Annotated in this window: 16 protein-coding genes; 10 read left to right on the forward strand and 6 right to left on the reverse strand. The window is 62.0% G+C overall.

What is annotated here, in order from left to right; translation table 11 throughout:
- Positions 1–73: 73 nt before the first annotated feature.
- On the reverse strand, positions 74–976 hold the full coding sequence (locus RSO41_RS14550) for a LysR family transcriptional regulator (RefSeq protein ID WP_315619882.1): 903 nt from the start codon (positions 974–976) through the stop codon (positions 74–76).
- A 134-nt stretch (positions 977–1,110) separates the two neighbouring features.
- On the opposite strand from RSO41_RS14550, the gene RSO41_RS14555 reads away from it, so the two are divergent.
- The 7 genes from RSO41_RS14555 to RSO41_RS14585 all read left to right on the forward strand — a co-directional run bounded on the left by RSO41_RS14555 (position 1,111) and on the right by RSO41_RS14585 (position 12,155).
- On the forward strand, positions 1,111–2,829 hold the full coding sequence (locus RSO41_RS14555; protein ID WP_315619883.1) for an acyl-CoA dehydrogenase family protein: 1,719 nt from the start codon (positions 1,111–1,113) through the stop codon (positions 2,827–2,829).
- A 14-nt stretch (positions 2,830–2,843) separates the two neighbouring features.
- On the forward strand, positions 2,844–4,040 hold the full coding sequence (locus RSO41_RS14560) for a CoA transferase (protein ID WP_315619884.1): 1,197 nt from the start codon (positions 2,844–2,846) through the stop codon (positions 4,038–4,040).
- A gap of 206 nt (positions 4,041–4,246) precedes the next feature.
- The gene (locus tag RSO41_RS14565; RefSeq protein WP_315619914.1) at positions 4,247–5,374 is read left to right on the forward strand and encodes a TAXI family TRAP transporter solute-binding subunit; all 1,128 of its coding nucleotides are present in this window, start codon (positions 4,247–4,249) and stop codon (positions 5,372–5,374) included.
- Between the two features lie 345 nt (positions 5,375–5,719).
- Positions 5,720–7,624 carry a TRAP transporter permease gene (locus tag RSO41_RS14570; protein ID WP_315619885.1) on the forward strand — a complete coding sequence of 635 codons (1,905 nt, stop codon included), beginning with the start codon at positions 5,720–5,722 and terminating at the stop codon, positions 7,622–7,624.
- 49 nt (positions 7,625–7,673) lie between these two features.
- Positions 7,674–9,275, forward strand: a complete 1,602-nt coding sequence (locus RSO41_RS14575; protein ID WP_315619886.1) for an enoyl-CoA hydratase/isomerase family protein — start codon at positions 7,674–7,676, stop codon at positions 9,273–9,275.
- Positions 9,276–9,366: 91 nt separating this feature from the next.
- The gene (locus RSO41_RS14580) at positions 9,367–10,923 is read left to right on the forward strand and encodes a 3-hydroxyacyl-CoA dehydrogenase (RefSeq protein ID WP_315619887.1); all 1,557 of its coding nucleotides are present in this window, start codon (positions 9,367–9,369) and stop codon (positions 10,921–10,923) included.
- Positions 10,924–10,949: 26 nt separating this feature from the next.
- Positions 10,950–12,155, forward strand: coding sequence for a 3-oxoadipyl-CoA thiolase (locus tag RSO41_RS14585; protein ID WP_315619888.1), 1,206 nt, complete (start codon positions 10,950–10,952; stop codon positions 12,153–12,155).
- A 112-nt stretch (positions 12,156–12,267) separates the two neighbouring features.
- On the opposite strand, the gene lhgO is transcribed toward RSO41_RS14585, so the two are convergent.
- Together lhgO and glaH are read right to left on the reverse strand one after the other, a co-directional pair.
- Positions 12,268–13,464 carry an L-2-hydroxyglutarate oxidase gene (lhgO, locus tag RSO41_RS14590; protein WP_315619889.1) on the reverse strand — a complete coding sequence of 399 codons (1,197 nt, stop codon included), beginning with the start codon at positions 13,462–13,464 and terminating at the stop codon, positions 12,268–12,270.
- A 71-nt stretch (positions 13,465–13,535) separates the two neighbouring features.
- A complete protein-coding gene (gene glaH, locus RSO41_RS14595; protein WP_315619890.1) occupies positions 13,536–14,516 on the reverse strand; it encodes a glutarate dioxygenase GlaH in 981 nt (326 codons plus the stop codon).
- A gap of 171 nt (positions 14,517–14,687) precedes the next feature.
- Between glaH and RSO41_RS14600 the strand changes: the two genes are divergently transcribed.
- Together RSO41_RS14600 and RSO41_RS14605 are read left to right on the forward strand one after the other, a co-directional pair.
- Entirely contained in the window at positions 14,688–15,026 is a 339-nt protein-coding gene (locus tag RSO41_RS14600; protein ID WP_315619891.1) for a MoaF-related domain-containing protein, read from the forward strand.
- A gap of 280 nt (positions 15,027–15,306) precedes the next feature.
- The gene (locus RSO41_RS14605) at positions 15,307–15,942 is read left to right on the forward strand and encodes a hypothetical protein (RefSeq protein WP_315619892.1); all 636 of its coding nucleotides are present in this window, start codon (positions 15,307–15,309) and stop codon (positions 15,940–15,942) included.
- Positions 15,943–15,953: 11 nt separating this feature from the next.
- Here RSO41_RS14605 and RSO41_RS14610 read toward each other — a convergent pair whose 3' ends face one another.
- On the reverse strand, positions 15,954–16,460 hold the full coding sequence (locus tag RSO41_RS14610) for a DUF2938 domain-containing protein (RefSeq protein WP_315619893.1): 507 nt from the start codon (positions 16,458–16,460) through the stop codon (positions 15,954–15,956).
- Positions 16,461–16,639: 179 nt separating this feature from the next.
- Here RSO41_RS14610 and RSO41_RS14615 point away from each other — a divergent pair, with 179 nt between their 5' ends.
- Positions 16,640–17,104, forward strand: a complete 465-nt coding sequence (locus RSO41_RS14615) for a helix-turn-helix domain-containing protein (RefSeq protein WP_315619894.1) — start codon at positions 16,640–16,642, stop codon at positions 17,102–17,104.
- Positions 17,105–17,167: 63 nt separating this feature from the next.
- Here the strand turns inward: RSO41_RS14615 and mapR are convergent, their stop codons facing one another.
- Both mapR and RSO41_RS14625 read right to left on the reverse strand, forming a co-directional pair.
- Positions 17,168–18,577 carry a GntR family transcriptional regulator MpaR gene (gene mapR, locus RSO41_RS14620; RefSeq protein ID WP_315619895.1) on the reverse strand — a complete coding sequence of 470 codons (1,410 nt, stop codon included), beginning with the start codon at positions 18,575–18,577 and terminating at the stop codon, positions 17,168–17,170.
- A gap of 201 nt (positions 18,578–18,778) precedes the next feature.
- A complete protein-coding gene (locus tag RSO41_RS14625; protein WP_315619897.1) occupies positions 18,779–19,066 on the reverse strand; it encodes a coiled coil domain-containing protein in 288 nt (95 codons plus the stop codon).
- Positions 19,067–19,133: the final 67 nt, after the last annotated feature.

Here is a 19,133-nt window from a genome sequence, read left to right on the forward strand (position 1 = left end):
CGTTCCGGAGTGAATGCCGTCCAGGTTGCTACGCTGGCGGTGGCGATATGGATCCTTCATCAAACAGGTGATGCTAAAGAGCGGACTCACTCTGCAGGGACGTGCGTACACAGTCGATCAGGAGGTCCCTGCCAGGGTTTCCGATGTCAGGCGACCAGATGCAATGCGACTGGTGTTGCGTACGGGCATCGTCCAGCGGAATGAATACGACGCTGGAAAACCCTGTCTTCGCAAGCGAGCGGGGCACCAGTGCCACTCCCATGTCGCGTGCCACGAGCGCGACGATGGTCAGCCAATGGGAGACCTCATGATAAATGCGGGGCTCGATGTCGGCGACACGAAACAGGCTGAGAATACGGTCGTAGTAATGAGGTGCCAGGTCACGGCCAAACATGACCATGGGCTCATTGCGTAGATCGTTGAGCGAAAGCCGAGTGCGCCGGGCCATGTGATGGTGCACCGGCAGGCAGCAAAGGAAAGGCTCATCGGCGATCATCAGTGAGGTCAGCTTCTCGGGCAGCGGCATGGAGTGAATGAAGCCGATATCCAATTGTCCTTCACCGACCGCCTCGACCTGGCTTGCCGAGTTCTTCTCTATCAATTTGATGTCGATGCCTGGCTGCTGCTCCTGCAAGAGGTGCAGTGCACGCGGTAGACAACGAAATATCATCGCAGGCGTGAATCCCACCTTCAGCAGGCCCGAAGGGCTCGAAGCAGCGCGTTTTACCAATTGCCTCGAGTCTTCCAACTGCTCCAGCAGGCGTCGGGTCTGACGCTGGAAGATCTCGCCTGCCGGGGTCAGCTTCACCTGTTTGCTGTTGCGGTCCAGTAACCGGGTACCTAGCTCCTCCTCCAACTGTCGCAGGCTTGCGCTCAGGGGCGGTTGTGAAATATGCAGCCGCTGAGCCGCCCGCCCGAAATGTAGTTCATCGGACAAGATCAGAAAGTATCGGAGTTGACGAAATGTCAGTGCCATCAGCCTGTTCCCACAAGGAGTACCCCAAGACGATACAGTAAATCGTATCGAAGCATCCTGAAAGAGTATTGGAGACGCGCCAATTGGCTGCCTAAGGTGTCAGTAAGCTGTATCGCTGAAGAGGAACTTGCCACGTGTCTAACGCCATTCATCGCAACATTCCCGATAACTGGGGGCATAACGCTTATCATAGCGACCCTGGGTTTTCTCGTTTGCTGGACGTTTACCTGCCATCACCGGTGCGCTCCCACGTCGAACCCTGGTTTGAGAAAATGGGCGAGCTGGCGGGCGACGAACTCGAGAGCCTGGCGCTGGATGCCGACAAGAATCCGCCAACGTTACAGCTTAGAGCGCGAAATGGCGCCGATGCGCCCCTGGTCAAGAAGCACCCTTCCTATCGCCGCCTGGAGTACTATGCCTACTCGCACTTCGGACTTCAGGCCATGTCGCACCGTGGTGGTGTGCTGGACTGGCCCGAATCGATGCCGCCCGTCGTCAAGTATGGCTTGACCTTTCTCTATGTACAGGCGGAGTTCGGGTTGTGCTGTCCGCTCAGCATGACCGATTCCCTGACGCGTACGCTGCGCAAGTTCGGCTCCCAGGAACTGATTGATCGCTATCTCGACCGACTGACCTCTCAGGACAGCGACTACCAGTACCAAGGCGCGATGTTCATGACTGAGCAGGATGCCGGCTCGGATGTCGGGGCGGTGACCACCGAGGCGCGCTGCGAGGATGGGGTGTGGCGCCTGTATGGCGACAAGTGGTTCTGTTCCAATCCGGATGCGGATCTGGCCATGGTGCTGGCGCGCCCGGAAAACGCCGAATCCGGCACACGTGGCCTGACGCTCTTTCTGCTCCCGCGGCGTCTGGAGGATGGCAGCCTCAACCGCTATCGCATCCTGCGCCTCAAGGATAAGTTGGGCACGCGCTCCATGGCCAGTGGCGAGATCACGTTGGAAGGCGCCGAAGCCTATGTCATCGGAGAACATGGCAAGGGCTTCAAGCACATGACCGACATGATCAACATGTCGCGTCTATCCAACGGCGTGCGTTCGGCCGGACTCATGCGCAGAGCGCTCAATGAATCGCTGTTCATCGCCCGCAACCGCATGGCCTTCGGGCGTCACCTGATTGATATGCCGCTGATGCGCCGGCAGTTGTGCAAGATGATGCTGCCGACAGAACAAGCACGAAGCATCATGCTGCATACCGCCGACTGCCTGCGACGCGCCGATGGCGGTGATGCCGAAGCCGCCAAGCTGCTGCGTATCTTGACCCCCTTGATCAAGTTCCGCTCGACCCGAGATGCGCGCCGAGTGGCTGGTGATGGCATGGAAGTGCGTGGTGGCTGTGGCTATATCGAGGAATGGTCGGATGCCCGAGTCCTGCGTGATGCTCACCTGGGGTCCATCTGGGAAGGTACCAGCAACATCGTCGCGCTCGACGTCCTTCGTTCGATCCGCCGTGAAGGTACCCTGCCGGTGTTGTGCGACTACCTGCAGCGCTGCCTGGACACCATTGATCTCACTCGGGAAGAGCGCCAGGCGTTCGACACCGCCTTGACGCGACTGAGAAACGTTGCCGAAGACGTCACCAGCGGTGAGCGCGACGATGAACTGGAAACCCGGCGTGTTGCCTCCGGCCTCTACCATCTGGCGTCTGCGGTGTTCATGGCCTGGGAAGCGGCCCAACTGGGAGATGACTGGCGGCGCCTGGTACTGGCCAGGATGGTGCTGCGCTATCGACTAGCCGCCCAGGATCCGCTGGCGTCGCCGGCCGAAGAATCGACGTTGATGGAAGCGTTGCTGGCCGAAACGCCGATTAGCCGCGAAAGCGCAAAACGCCTGTAACCGAAGGAGGGGGCATGGAACAAAATAATGCCTTGAGCGGTATTCGAGTGATCGATCTGAGTCGGGTCCTGGGTGGGCCGTACTGCACCCAGATGCTGGGTGACTACGGTGCGGATGTGATCAAGATCGAACCTCCGGCCGGCGACGAGACGCGGGGGTGGGGCCCGCCGTTTGCCGAAGACGAAGCCGCCTCATACTTCCATGGCCTCAACCGCAACAAGCGTGGTATGGCCCTGGATCTTCGACAGGAGGAGGGGCGCGAACTGCTTACGCGGCTGTTGGCCGATGCCGATGTGCTGGTGGAGAACTTCAAACCAGGCACACTGGAAAAGTGGGGGCTGGGGTATGACGTTCTGCACGAACGCTTTCCCCGACTGGTGCATTGCCGGATTAGTGGCTTCGGCGCGGATGGCCCCCTCGGCGGCCTGCCGGGTTACGACGCGGTGATCCAGGCCATGGCGGGATTGATGAGTGTCAACGGGGAAGAGGGCGGTGACCCGCTGCGTATCGGCCTGCCCGTCGTCGATCTGGTGACGGGCCTTAACGCCGTGATCGGCATCAGTCTGGCGCTGCACGATCGGCAGCGCAGTGGTGAGGGACAGTTCGTCGAGGCATCGCTTTACGATGCCGGTCTATCGTTGATGCATCCGCATTTTCCCAATGTGTTCTATGGTGGTCCCGAGCCACGGCGAACCGGTAATGCCCACCCCAATATCGTGCCTTACTCGGTCTTCCGGACGGGCACCGATCCACTCTTTCTGGCGGTAGGCAACAATACCCAGTTCGCCAGGCTGTGTGAGGAGCTCGACTGTCCTGCCCTGAAGGACGATCCGCGTTTCATCGACAATGTGGATCGTCGGGCCCATCGAGAGGAACTGAAGGATGAGCTGGAAGCCGCCATGGCAAACCAGGATGGTCAGGCGCTGGCAGAGCGATTGATTCGCCGTGGCGTGCCCAGTGGACCGGTTCAGGAAACCTCACAGGTACTGGCGCATCCGCATACCGAGCATCGTCAGATGATCGTACGCATGGGCGATTACCAAGGTACCGGATCGCCCATCAAGATGGGGCGAACGCCGGCGGACTACCGTCGCCCACCACCACGTTTTTCGCAGCATACCAACGATATTCTCGAGGAACTGGGGATTCAGGGCGCGGAAGCGGAAAGGTTGAGAAAGGCCGGCGTATTGCCCTCTGGGTCAGGTGGTTGAGGCGCCGTCTCATGGCACCTGGTTGTCCGGAGGAGCGTTTGATGGAACGTGTCGAAGCATCCGACAAGCATGTGCGAAGAGAGAAGCCCCGCGGCAAGAAAGTTTCGGTGAAGAACGCAAGCCTAGAATACCAATAATGAAATTCACGCTGATAATTGCCTTGTAAAATATCATCCCGTAACAACGATAAAGAGGAAGCAGCCATGATGTGCAAGACACTTTCGAAAAGACTCCTGACCGTGGCCTTGGCTACTGGAATGAGTATCAGTGGTGCTCAGGCGGCGTCTCTGCCGGATACCATGATCTGGACCGCCTACGATGTCGGCTCTCAAGGTCATTCCGAGGCATCCGCGATCGCCGACGCCTTTGGCAAGGCTTCGGGCACCCGTATACGTATTCAGCCCTCCGGTTCGGCCATCGGTCGACTTCAGCCGCTGGTATCGGGCCGGGCGGACTATGCCTTCCTGGCAACCGAGAGTTTCTTCGCCTCCGAGGGCGTATATGACTTCTCGGAACGCCGCTGGGGGCCTCAGGACTTGCGTGCTGTTGCGGGACGTCCTTCTACCTTCGGGGTGCCCACGGCCGCCGATGCCGATATCGAGACGCTCGAGGATCTGAAAGGCAAGCGCGTCGCCTATACCGCGGGCAATCCCTCCGTTCAGGTCAAGTGCGATGCCATCCTGGCGTTTGCGGGTCTGGACCGCAGTGATGTCGATATCGTCATGTTTCCGACTCACAAGGCATCGATGAGCTCCCTTGTGGAGGATCGTGCCGATGCAACCTGCACCACGACCACCGCGAGCCAGTTGTATGAACTGGCCGAGTCGCCGCGCGGCATCCACTGGGTGGACATTCCGGCCGACGACGAGGAAGGCTGGAAACGGATGAATGAAGTCGCCCCGGTTTTTCAGCCCTTCAAGGAAACCATCGGCGCTGGTCTTTCCGAATCCTCACCGGCCAACATGCTGGCCTACCGTTATCCGATCATCGTTGCCACGGCCGACAAGAGCGAGGATGAGGTCTATGAGGTGATCAAGGCGCTCGATGAAAACTATGACCTCTACAAGGATGCCACTGCGGCCATCCAGCGTTGGAGGGTTTCCGATGCCGGTACGCCGCCGATCGATATTCCCTTCCACGATGGTGCCATTCGTTACCTGGAGGAAAAGGGCATCTGGACCGACGAGATGCAGGAGTGGAATGACGCGCGAGTGGCTCGCCTGGAGACCTTGAAGAATGCCTGGAGCACTACCCTAGAGGAAGGAGAGGGGATGGATGAAGAAGCGTTCAAGGCGTTATGGAAAGAGAAACGTCAGGCGGCCTTGAGCAAGTGAAGGGGGAAATAAAACGCCTAAATCGCAAAGTGGGGAAATACCGAGGTCATGGGATGACATGCCCTCGGTTTGTCACGAAGAAATGGTTTTATAGTGCACTGATATACCCGGAAACGCTTGTTTCTGTCAGGCCGTATCTAGGGTGTTTCCCCTCGACTTTTGAACCATCGAAAAGATAAGTGAAAAGCGCCAGGCCCTGACAAGAAGCGATGTCGAGTCTTGCCCATGAGAGTTGTTGAGGGGACGCATTTCGGTGGCTATCCGTCATGCCGAGCGGAGAGCGTGTTGGCTTCACTCAGGCTAGTCTGGCAAGGCTTTTACCCGGCATTTAGGAGATATTCTCTCATGCAGGCATCTTCCGATAACCGATTGGCCGGACCGGCTCGTTGGTTCGTTATCGCTCTAGGGGGCGTGGGGCTCGCCTTGGCCATCAATCAGGCCTTCGCATTACGCATCCTGGGTTTTTACCCCCTGGGGAACTCCTTTCTTTATTACCTGGTCGGCATCTTTCTGGCAGCGGCCTTTCTGTGCTTCCCCGTACACCCCAGGGACAAGGGGCGGCTTCCCTGGTATGACTGGCTGCTGTCGGCTATGGCGTTGGTCAGTGCCTTCTACCTCGGGCTCAACGGCATGCGAATGTCCCAGGAAGGTTGGGAGTACTTTGCACCGCTTCAGGCAACGGTAATCTCGACGGTGCTGTTGCTGCTGGTGCTCGAAGGGGTCAGGCGCTGTGGTGGCTGGGCAGTCTTCGTCGTGGCATTCGTGTTCGGCACCTACCCGCTTTATGCCGGACATATGCCCGGGTTTCTCTGGAGTAACAGTTTTACGCTCGGGGAAACCATTCGCTCCCACGTGATGGGGGCCGAAAGCATCATCGGTATCCCCATGCAGGTGGTGGCCAACCTGGTCATCGGCTTTGTGGTGTTCGGCATTGCCCTGACGCTGACGGGGGGCGGTGACTTCTTCATGCGCTTTGCCACTGCCCTGCTGGGCCGCAGCCGTGGCGGGCCTGCCAAGGTCGCGGTAATTTCCAGCGCCTTCATGGGCAGCCTGTCGGGCAGTGCTGTCTCGAACATTCTGACCACCGGCAGCATGACCATCCCGGCCATGAAGCGTTCGGGCTATCCAGCGGAGTATGCCGCGGCGGTCGAGGCCTGTTCATCCACGGGCGGTACGCTGATGCCACCGGTGATGGGAGCGGTGGCGTTCATCATGGCATCGTTTCTGGGGGTCACCTATGCCGAGGTGATGGTGGCGGCACTACTGCCGGCGATCATGTTCTATCTGGCCCTGTTGCTGCAAGTCGATCATTATGCCGCGCGCAAGAAGCTCGTCGGTATGCGCAGCGACGAGGTGCCGCCGCTCTGGCAGACGCTGAAATCCGGCTGGCCGTATCTTCTGAGCCTGGGTGTGCTGATCTACATGCTGCTGGTCATGCGTCTCGAATCGCACGCGCCATACTACGCGACGCTGGTACTGCTGGTGACGGCCATGTTTCGTCGCGAGGGCAGGATGGGGCTCGACAAGTGGCTCTCCTTCCTGCTGGAACTCTCCAAGGGTATCGGTAACCTGGTGGCCGTACTGGCCGGGATCGGCCTGGTGGTCGGCGGGCTCTCGTATACCGGGGTGGCAGGCGCCTTTTCGCGCGAGCTCCTGCTATATGCGGGCGACAGCATACCGCTGATGCTCATCGCCGGCGCCATTACCAGCTTTATTCTGGGCATGGGCATGACGGTCAGTGCCTGCTACATCTTCCTGTCGATTCTGCTGGCACCGGCCCTCGTCGAAGCGGGACTCAATCCGCTGGGCAGCCACCTGTTCATCCTGTACTGGGGCATGCTGTCCTACATCACGCCTCCTGTGGCGCTGGCCGCCATCACGGCGGCGGGCGTGGCCGGGGCCGACAATATGCGCACCGGCTTCAAGGCCTTGCGGCTTGGCAGCATTCTTTTCGTCCTGCCGTTTCTCTTCGTGCTCAACCCGTCATTGATCCTGCAAGGGGAGCTACTCCACATCATCCTGTCGGCGATGACCGCCATCGTGGCGATCTGGCTGCTGGCGTCGGTGATGGAAGGCTACCTGTACGCGGTCGGGCCCATTGGCCGTGCGCTTCGCCTGGTGTTGCTGCTGGCGGCGGCGTTGTTGATCTATCCCGAGCGACTCAGTGATCTGCTGGGTCTCGTGGTGCTGGGGATGGGCTATGGCATGGCGTTGTTGCCGGGGGGCGTGAGAAAGCGTGGTCTGCACTAGCCCATCATGTTCGCCCCGATCCACTCGACTCGATAGTCAGGAAACGCCCATGTCAACGTCCGAAAGCCTCGGCGCCGCGCCGGTCCAATACACCCGAGAGGGGCGTAGCGGCAGGATCTTTATCAATAACCCGCCGGTCAATGCACTTGGCCAGGTGGTTCGCCAAGGGTTGCTCGAGGCCCTGCAGCAGGCCCTGGAAGATCATGCGGTCGATGTCATCGTGATGGTGGCGGCTGGTCGCACTTTCATCGCGGGAGCCGATATCCGCGAGTTTGGCAAGCCGCCACAGCCACCATTGCTGGCCAGCGTGATCACCACCCTGGAAGCCAGCCACAAGCCCATCATCGCCGTGCTCCACGGCACTGCACTGGGCGGTGGGCTGGAGGTGGCCCTGGGCTGCCATTGGCGTATCGCCCTCGAAGGCACTCGAGTCGGACTGCCCGAGGTCAAGCTGGGTCTGTTGCCGGGAGCCGGCGGCACCCAGCGGTTGCCCCGGCTGACCGGTATCGACATGGCGCTGGACATGATGACCAGCGGACGCTTTGTCGACGCCGGTGAAGCCCGACGCCACGGCATCGTGGATGAGGTGGTGGCGGCAGAGGACCCGCAGGCCGTGGCGCGCCTGGCCGCCGAGCAATGGCTGGCGGGCGAGATCTCGCCGCGCTTGACCAGCGAGCTGTCGTCCCCCGTTCATGCACAGGATGTGCTGGCACGGTATCGCCGGCAACTGCGCCGCGATGTGCCTTATTTGTTCTCACCGTTTCGCTGCGTGGAAGCCGTCGAGGCAGCAACGCAGCGGTCGTTTGCCGATGGCATCGCCTACGAGCGCGAGCTGTTCCGGCAATGCATGGACTCGCCCCAGCGCGCCGGCATGATCCATCACTTCTTCGCCATTCGCGACACCCACAAGGTGCCGGGCACGAAGACGAACGAAAGTCTGACCACGCTGGGTCTGATCGGTCATCACCCGTTATTCGGGACACTGGCCCCCCTCGCCGAGAAAGCCGGGGTGGCACTGGTCGACCCGGAGGCGGATGACGCCTCGTGCTACTCGGTTCAGGCGTGCCTGGTCGCTCCGGATATCGGTATCGACCGCTATCGACGGCTACGCGGTGTCATGTCGCAAGTGCCGTTGTGGATCGACGTGGCCGCCCCGGATGCCCAGTGGCGCAGCGACAGTGACATCGCCCTGGTACTGCCGCCCCATGCGGCCGAGCCGCGGGTCTGCGAGCTGGTCGACCGCACGGACCATGCCACGCACGTCCAGGTATTGGCGAATACCCTCCGGCGACTCAAGCGCCAGGTCGTGGTGACGCGAGGGCGGAGCGTGATATCGGCGCTCGATACGGCATTGAAGCACGCCCTGAACGACGATGCCGAGGCCCAGGCGGCCGCCTGGTTGGCCAATGGCTGGGACCTCTCGCCCTGGCTGGCTACCGAGTCGGCCGATGCTATCGAGCGTGCCGAGGGGCAAGGGGCCGAGGCATGCCGCACGCTCGACCATGCCTGGCAACAGGCGGCCTTGCAGATCTCGACGGCAGGCCTGGTCCATCGCGATAGCGACATCGACGTGCTGGGCATTCAGGCCTTCGGGTATCCCGCGCATCTGGGCGGGCCGAGTTTTCGAGCGTTGTCGGGAGCCGGGTTTTGATGACTGAACAAACACACCGGACCGTCGCGTCGGTTTCTCCCGTATCGGTTTCATCCTCGCAGAATCTTGCCAGCGCTGAAGGAGGCCAGGCATGAAGGATTCCATCAACATCATCGGCATCGTCGGTACCGGCGCCATGGGACGAGGCATCGCCCAGGTCGCGGCGGAAGCCGGGGGGCGCGTCAAGCTGAATGACTCTCGCGAGGGCGCGGTCGGCGAGGCCAAGAATTTCATCGGCGCCTTGTGGGCTCGCGGTGTCGAGAAGCGGCGTTTTGACCAGGCGCATGCCGAGACGCTAGGCGAGCGGCTTGAAGAGGCCCCCGAGCTGGCCGACATGGCCGACTGCGACCTGGTGATCGAAGCCATTGCCGAGCGGGTTGACGCCAAGCAGCAACTGTTTCGTCAACTGGAGGACGTTATCGCGCCGCATGCGATTCTGGCGACCAATACCTCGTCCCTGTCGGTTTCCGAAGTCGCTTCGGCCTGTGAACGGCCGGAGCGAGTGATCGGCTTCCACTTCTTCAACCCCGTGCCGCTGATGAAGATCGTCGAGGTGATCCCCGGGATGCGCACGGCCGCATGGGTGGTGGAAGCCACCGAGGCCCTGGGGAAGCGCTTTGGCCACTTTACCGCCCGCACCACCGATACCCCCGGCTTTCTGGTCAACCATGCCGGCCGTGCCTTCGGCACCGAAGCGCTGCGCCTCCTGGGCGAGGGCGTCGCCGACCCCGAGACCATCGATCGACTGCTGACCGATCAGGGCGGCTTTCGCATGGGCGCCTTCGCCCTGTTCGACCTCATCGGGCTGGATGTTTCGAACGCGGTGATGGAGTCGGTCTACCACCAGTACTATCAGGAACCGCGCTACCGCCCGTCGGCGCTGGCCCGACAACGCCTGGTGGCGGGACTGCTGGGTCGCAAGAGTGGCGAAGGCTTCTACCGTTACGCCCGGGGCCAGCGCCAGGAGTCCGAGGAACCCGCGGTCCCGTCGGCCTCGCCGATGCCGGTGTGGATCAGTGGCGATGACGCCGAGGCAAGGCGGCTGCTGAGCCAACTGGTCGAAGCCGCCGGCTGGCCGCTGGAACGAGGCGCCGGCCCGAGCGAGGCGGCGTTGTGCCTGCTGACGCCATACGGGGAAGACGCCACCGACAGCGCGCTGCGCCAGCAACTGGATCCCGCCCGTTGCGTGGCCATCGACATGCTGGCCGGGCTCCAGACACGACGTTGCCTGATGAGCAACCCGGCAACGCGGCGCGATGTGCATGATGCCGCCCACGCCTTGCTGGCCGCGGATGGCACGCCGGTCAGCGCGATCCGGGACAGTGGCGGTTTCGTACTGCAGCGCGTGGTGGCCTGCATCGTCAACGTCGGTGCCGACATTGCCCAACAGGGCATTGCCGAGCCGGTGATCCTCGATCGCGCCGTCGAGCTGGGCCTGGGCTACCCCCGGGGCCCGCTGGCCATGGGCGAGCACTATGGGGCTCGACGCATCCTGACGATCCTGGAAAACCTGCAAGCCGCCACCGGCGACCCGCGCTATCGGCCGAGCTCCTGGTTACGTCGTCGGGCACGCCTGGGGCTGCCGCTCACCAGCCAGGGGCTGACCCTATCGAGCTCCGTCGCTTCCCATCTCGCGACGTCTCAGTGACTCGTCATCCAACACGGAATCTCACCATGCATGACGCCTATCTCTACGACGGCATTCGTACCCCCTTTGGTCGCCACGGTGGCTCCCTGGCCGGGGTGCGTCCCGACAACCTGATGAGCCTGACGCTGAAACACCTGGTCGAGCGTTCGGCGTTTTCCGCCGAGGCCTACGAGGATGTCCTGGTGGGTTGCACCAACCAGGCCGGTGAAGATGCGCGAAACGTGGCGCGCCATGCCGCGTTGCTGGCCGGTCTGCCGGTCGAGACCGCCGGGCAGACCGTCAATCGGTTGTGCGGCAGTGGCCTGGCCGCGATTCTCGACGCCGCCCGTGCGACTCGAGGAGGGGAAGGCGAGCTGTTTCTGGCCGGTGGTGTCGAGAGCATGAGCCGTGCGCCCTATGTACTCGGCAAGGCCGAGTCGGCCTATGCGCGCAATCAGGCGCTTTACGATTCGGTGATTGGCGCGCGCTTCCCCAACCCGTGGATCGGTCAGCAGTACGGCAATCACAGCATGCCGGAAACCGCCGACAATGTGGCCCGAGACCTGGCCATTGGCCGCGAGGCCGCCGACGAATACGCGGCGCTCTCCCAGTCGCGCTATGCCCGGGCGCTGGAGCGAGGCTTCTACGAGGAAGAACTGTTGATCGTTGAAGTGAACCAGGGGCGCAAGAAACCGCCGCTGTTGTTCGATCAGGACGAGCACCCGCGCCTGGGAACCAGTGCCGAGAAACTTGGCCGGTTGCCTCCGCTCTTCGAGGATGGCGTGGTCTCGGCCGGTAATGCCTCGGGCATCAACGATGGTGCGGCGGCGATGATTGTCGGCAGCCTGTCCATGGGTGAAAAAGCCGGCGTGAAGCCACGCGGTCGCATTGTATCGGGAGCCGTGGCGGGTGTGGCGCCTCGTGTCATGGGGCTGGGGCCAGTGCCGGCCAGCCAGAAGGCGCTGGCGCGCGCCGGCTTGAGCCTGAATCAGATGGATCTGATCGAAATCAACGAGGCCTTTGCCGTCCAGGTGCTGGGCTGCGTTCAGCAGTTGAAAATATCGCCCGACGACAGCCGCCTCAACCCCAATGGCGGCGCCATCGCCATTGGACATCCGTTGGGCGCCTCGGGAGCTCGTCTGGTGCTGACCGCGCTGCGACAACTGGAAGCCAGTGAAGGGCGATATGCACTGGTGACCATGTGCATCGGTGTGGGGCAGGGCATCGCGATGGTCATCGAGCGCACGACATGATGCGCACGGGGGAGTGAACGCCACAATTGAACACTGCAAAGGATAGGATCTGGCCCGCTCGAGAGCGAGCCGGTTGATCGCTGCTTCGATGAGATAGGTGCTGGATCGACGGTCAGCCGTCGAGCTGTGCCTTGATCTTTTCGACGATATGCGCCCCGATGGGAATGGCTGACGTGGCGGCAGGGGAAGGCGCATTGCAGACATTGATGGTGCGTCGGGTCTCGACGAAAAGAAAGTCATCGATCATCTTGCCCTCGCGGGATATCGCCTGTGCCCGCACGCCAGCCGGGTGAGGCTGTAGATCTTCCAGCGACAGGCTCGGGCAGTACTTTCGTACTTCTTCCAGATAGCCTTTCTTGTACACCGAATTCTTCAGTTCGATCAGTCCGGGGCGCAGGTTGGCCTTGAGCACCTTGAGCACACCGGGGTTGGTCAACATCGATGCGGTATCGGACAGTGAAATCTCACGTTTCTTGTAGCCCTCGCGCTTCCAGGCCAGCACAGCGTTGGGTCCAACCGTAACCGTGCCGTCGATCATGCGTGTCAGGTGCACGCCGAGGAACGGCATAGAGGGGTCTGGAATCGGGTAGATCAAGTGGTTGACGATCCGGTTGTGCGCGGGTGGCAACAAGTAGTACTCGCCACGGAATGGACAAATCGTAAAATCCGGCTCCATGCCCAGCATGCGGACCACGCGGTCGGCCATCAGACCCGAGCAGGACACCAGGTGACGGCTGGTGAAATCGCCTGCATTCGTCTTGACCACTACCTCGCCATCGCGTTCCTCCAGCCCGTTCACTGATGTGCAATAGCGAATTTCGCCACCTGCGGCCTCGAACTCCCGGCCCATGGCGGCGGTGACCCCGGCGAAACTGACAATGCCGCTGGAAGGCACAAAAATACCCCCCACCCCCGTGATGTTGGGCTCACGCTCTTGCAACTCGCCAGCACTCAGCCAGCTACGCTCAAGGCCATTGGCCTCGGTACGCTCCCATAGCGCCTGCATGCGCTGCATCTCGATATCGTTGGTGGCGACCAGCAGCTTGCCGCATTCCTCATAAGCGATGTCGTGGGCATCGCAAAATGCCTTGGTGGCTCGATTACCTTCCTGGCAGAAGCGTGCCTTGAGGCTGCCTGGTGAATAGTACACCCCAGCGTGGATGACGCCGCTGTTGTGTCCTGTCTGATGTTGTGCCGGTCCGGCTTCCTTTTCGACCAGTAGCATCCTGTGATCGGGATACGTCTTGATCAGCTGCATGGCGGTAGACATGCCAAGGATGCCGCCGCCGATGATGATGAAATCGTACACTGGATGCCTCGCTCGTGGGTCGTGCCAAAGCCGCGCTAGGCGCGGCTCGGTTCACTTTACCTGCCTTCTGCTCAAACCTGGCGTGGGTTGCGCAGTGTCTTGGCATGGGTGAAGTAGCCGCGCTGGCGCATCAATTCGCGGCGCAGGTTCGGGTGTGGCGTGAAGCGATCCCGACTGTGCAACCAGAAGTGATTGTTGATAAGAACAAAGCTCCCTGTGGGGACGGCCAATGCCACCTTTTGCTGGCTGCCTTCCAGAGCGTCGGACATATCCGCCAGCCAGTTGCCTTCCTCGAAATCCTTGGGCTGCACGAACTGGTCAATATAGGACATGATTGGCCGGCCCTCGGTATCGACATCGAAAACCGGGTGGAAAACATCCTGGGCGATATTCTTGCTGGGCGGTGCGGTCCAGCGCATCTGCCGATGTGCCAGAGGGTGACGGCTGAAGGTATCCAGCTCCTCCCAGTCATCCAGGTGCAGCAGCAATGTGTTACCACCCTGCATGTTCTGCTCGTCGATCTTCATCATCAGTACATAGTCGGTGTCCTGCTCGACGAAGGTGCCATCGTTGTGAAGCTCCATCACGCGGTGCGGTTGACGAAGGTAACTATCGGAAGTATCGACATTTTGCACGACGAAGCGAGCATAGTACTGGCCGCTCATTGCATCGAAGTTGGAACGCCCCATCAAGTGAGCCACGGCAGTGGCGAACTTGACCATGTCATCGGCCTGTTCGACATCATCCAGCCCTTCCGGCGTCACCATGAAGCCCCCCGTGTTCCGGTCCACCATGGTATTGATCAAAACTGGCTGGAGGGTATTGCCGCAGAGGTCATCGAGAGTTTTCGCGACGCGGAAGCGCAGGAATGACTTGTACTCCAGTGCTTGCATCGGCCATTCAGCGGCGGCATCGAGGAATGCTTCGACGGTCTCGCGGGGGAAGGTCAGCTGCAACAATCGGTCCGATTCTACTGACCGGGCAAGATGAAAGCCCTTGAGGGTGTCGGATCGAGTCGTGTCGCTGGTGGGCAGTGGGCTCGGCTGGCTCATGGTCTGGCTCCTGTCATTTTGGCTACATAATGAAAAAATATCTACATTTTTTGTTTTTGTCAAAATAACTGCAGATCAGACCGAGACAGGCACGTTCCAAGGTGGCGGCCGTCACTGGGTGCTACGCTGGCGGTGGCGATATGGATCATTCATCAAACAGGTGATGCTGATATGGCAATGAACGCTACCTCTCCACTTCAAGCCGGCGACAGGCTCGATATTCACTTCCCCTCCTTTACCCCGCGTATCACCATCGAGTCGGACAGCAAGCTGACGGTGGAGGTTATCGCCGGAGATAATGCGGGATTTGCCGATACCGTCGAATACGAAGCCGTGATGATTCGCGAGGATGTATGGATGCTTTCCTGGCAGGAGCATATCGGCAGCACCATCGTGCATGTACTGGACTTCGGGGCGGGCACGGCGCATACGGCAGTCACGCCGGCCAGGGGAGGCTTCATGCGCTTGACGGGGCGCATTGGTGCCAAAGGGGAGCCACAGCCCTGGTGACTGGGGCAACGATCGCACTCCTCAACCGGGGACAGCCGATTATCGGCAGCCCGGGGAGGTAATGGAAGAGGCCGACTGTCAGGTGAATACCGTCACATCACACCTTGGGTTGTTCGCGAAGCATCGGTACAACTGATACGCTTTTTTCACCATTTTCTGATCCTGTTATGGTCCTGACCTTTCTGTCATCTTGGTCGCCTGGCGGTTCAAGCGCCAGGCATGGTGAAACGGGTCGCACGGGCCCGTGACGATTGGCCGATATCCAGGGTGGTGAAGGGTGATGATGATCTTCGTGGCGTTCTTCCTGATCTTCGTCGGCGTGACGTTCGCGCTCTACCAGGTGTACAGCGTGCACTACGCGATCAACTTCGAAGATGAAGAGGAGCGGCCGGAACGGGTCAATCAGGCCCTGAAGACGCTCGCCGACGAGGCCAAGGGCTGTGCCGATGGCGAGCCGACGCCGGGCTTCGCGCAAGCGGTGCGGCGCATCTTCGGCGATGGCATCGATGCGCGCCTGGTGCTGGCGGCGGTGGCGTCCGGTAGTCAGAAGGCTTTCGCGGAGCCGCTGCTGCGTCGCAAGGGCCGGATCGAGATGACCGGCGAGCTGACCATCGCCCACCTGCCGTTCTGGAAGACCCGCCCGCCGGTCGACTACCGGCGCGGGCCGGTGCTGGTGTTCATCATGGTCTGCAGCCTGCTGGCGCTTTTCTGGGGCGGGATGAGTATCTTCACCATGGCCTATCCGTTGGCCGTGCCGGCGTTCGCCTGGGCCAACAACCTGGCCGTGCTGACGGTGTTGGTCTATACCTCGGCGTTGCTGGCTTACGGGGCCTCGAAGCTCGACTTCTATATGAACGATATCCAGCAGATCGGCCGGCTGAACCGGCGCCTGAATGCCGATGAGCCGGGGCGCTGACCCGTCCGACGTCAGCCAAGCCCGTACGCCTGGAGCGCATGCGCATACCCTAGACCCGCAATCCACAGGCCGAGGCCGAAACTGGCATGCGCAAACAGGCTGCGACGTCGGGCGACGTTTGGCTGGGGTGTCTTGCGCGCGGCGATCCCCGCCCCCAGACAAGGCTGCAGGACAAGAAAGGGGATAAGTACCGTCAGCACGCCAAACATCAGCGGCGCCCAGAGGGTCGTCTGATCGAGCCATGCTTCTCCTGCCACAGCGAGGAAGACGGCGGCGAACGCGATCCCGATCATGTAGTGCACCGCCCACCCCAGGGCCGTCTCGCCCGGGATAGGCGCGCTATTGCCGATCGGGCGATGGACGAGCGTGCCGCGAGGAAGATGGCCGAGCCAGCGCCCCACCATCGCGTAATCCAGGGAGGGAATGCCGAACAGGCGATGGCGCAGCAGGGCGACGATATCCATGAAGATCGTCGCACCGCCGCCAATAAGCACGGCGCCTATCATCAGCGTTGTCATCGCGAACCTCCTGTCGCTGGTACGGCCTTCCTTGCCCTGTACGCCGGAGTGAAGCGGCCACGTGCGCGTGACACGGCGCGATCCTGGGTATCGAGACTCACCATGCGATTCGACCTCTCTGGAAAACGCAGAACGGGTCGAATAACCTACTACTTCAAGTCAACTTGAAGTCAAGCCGCATGCTCGACATTTCTGAACTCTCACGAAAAAGCGGGGTTCCCGCCTCGAAACTGCGCTATTACGAGGAAGTCGGGCTGATTCGGTCCGTCGGGCGAAAGGGCCTGCGCCGTGTCTTCGATGACGCCGTGCTGCCGCGCCTCGCGCTGATTGCGCTGGGGCAGGCCGCGGGATTCTCGCTGGCCGAGATCCGCGACATGCTGGGAGAAGAGCGGCGACCCCGCATCGACCGCGACATGCTGAGCGACAAGGCGGACGCGCTGGATCGCCATATCGAGGAATTGAGTGCGCTACGCGATGGCCTGCGCCATGCCGCATCCTGCACCGCCCCCAGCCACCTGGAGTGCCCGACCTTCCAGCGCCTGATGCGGATCGCCCTGGCGCGCCAGGGGACGCGAGAGCGTGGCCGGAACAAGGCCCGGGTGGCGAGCAAGAGCGAAGGGAGCCGTCGCGTCGACGGCACCTGAGGGCCAGTGCCGATCCCTGGCCTGTCCGACCACGGGCCCAATCGGGTGATGCCATAAGCGATATCAGAAATCGTCGATCAGCTCGCCCAGCGTTGCCATCGCCGCTTCGCTGTGCGGCGTCCAGGGGTGGCCGTAGCTCAGGCGCAGGCAATGGCGAAAGCCCTGGGTGGCCGAGAAGATCGGCCCCGGCGCGACGCTGATGCCCCGTTCCCGCGCCTGGCGAAACAGGCACAGCGAGTCCACCCGCTCGGGGAGCTCGAACCACAGGAAGTAGCCGCCGGCGGGGTGCGTGGCCCGGGTTTCGGCCGGAAAGTAACGCGACGCCGCGGTCAGCATCTGTCCCTGCTGGGTCTCCAGGGCATGGCGCAGCCGGCGCAGGTGGCGATCGAAACCGCCGTGCTGGAGGTAGTCGGCGATGGCCGCCTGGGCCGGCACCGAGGGCGAGATGGTGGTCATCAGCTTGAGTCGCGAGATCGGTTCGGCGAAGCGGCCGGCCGCCACCCAGCCGACCCGATAGCCCGGCGCCAGGCTCTTCGAGAACGAGCCGCAGTGGATGACCAGGCCCTCGTCGTCGAACTGCTTCACCGGTTTGGGCGGCGTGGTGCCGAAGTGCAGCTCCGCGTAGGCGTCATCCTCGATCAGCGGCACCCGATGGCGCTTGAGCAGCGCGTACAGTGCCCGCTTCTTGTCGTCATCGAGACTGGCGCCCAGCGGGTTCTGCAGGTGGCTCATGAACCAGCAGGCCTTGATGGGCAGCCGCGCCAGGCTATCCGCCAGCACGTCCAGATCGATGCCCTCGCGGGGATGCACGGGAATCTCCACCGCCCTGAGCTTCAGGCGCTCCAGGATCTGCAGGCTGGCGTAGAAGGCCGGTGACTCGATGGCGACCAGGTCGCCGGGCGAGGTCACGCATTGCAGCCCGAGGTTCAGCGCCTCCATGGCGCCGCTGGTGATCACCAGCTCCTCGGGCGGCAGCGGCATCCCCTTCAGCGTGTAGCGAAGCATGATCTGGCGGCGCAGGTCGGCGTCGCCCGCCGTCATGTCCTTGAGCACATCGCTGCCGGCCATCCCGCGCAGCCCCTTGGCCATGCTGCGGGCCAGCCGCGCGAGCGGGAAGAGGTCGGGGCTGGGGAAGGCCGAGCCGAACGGCACGGTCTCGGTGTCCTGCAGCGAGTCGAGCACCGAGAACGCCAGCTCGCTGACCGCGACCTCCGCGGTTTCCTGGCGGGCCGGCGTCATCCGCGGCTCGTGCAGCACCCGCCGGGCCTGTTCGCGCACGTAATAGCCGGAACGCGCCCTGGCCACGATCAGCCCGCGATCCTCCAGCAGGTAATAGGCCTGGAAGACAGTGGACGGGCTGATGCCGTACTCGCGACTCGCCTGGCGCACCGAAGGCACTCGCTCGCCCGGGGCCAGCACGCCGTCGCGGATCAGCTCGGCGATCTCGTCGGCGAAGCGTTCGTAGCGTTTCATCGGCTGTGTGGCGCTCCCGCCCCCCGGAATCGTGATGGAACAGAACAAGGGCGCAATTCCACCATGGCCGGCCCGGCAGGGAAAGTCTGGGGCAGGGCAGGAGGCCGGAGGAAAAGGGGGCGCCGATCAGCACGAAACCGTGGCGCGGTGTCACCGGCCATTCCCGCGAATATGCGATGTACCAGGCCAGAGGGCCGTGGATCACTTGAAGCGCGAGCGTGCCTTCTCGATGGACTCGCTCAGCGAACTCCAGGCTCGTTCGGCGCCGGCGCGGATGTCGTCCCAGGCGTCGTCGCTGGAATGTCTCAGCTCCTCGAGTTTCCGGCGCATTTCCTCGCGCTTGGCCTCGAGCCGCTCGACATCATCCTCATGGTCCATGCGCGCGTCGGCGGCGGCGCCCCTGGCGCGGGCCTTCAGCTTGTCCACCTCGGCCTGCAGCTCGTCCAGCTTGGCGCGCAGCTTCTGCTCGTAGGCATTCCGGTCGTCCATGGGGCACTCCTTCCCGTCTGTGGATACGTGGCATCTTGAAGATAGCCTGTCGCGAGGCCACAAGGCG

Source organism: Halomonas sp. I1 (assembly GCF_032334135.1).
GTDB lineage: Bacteria > Pseudomonadota > Gammaproteobacteria > Pseudomonadales > Halomonadaceae > Halomonas.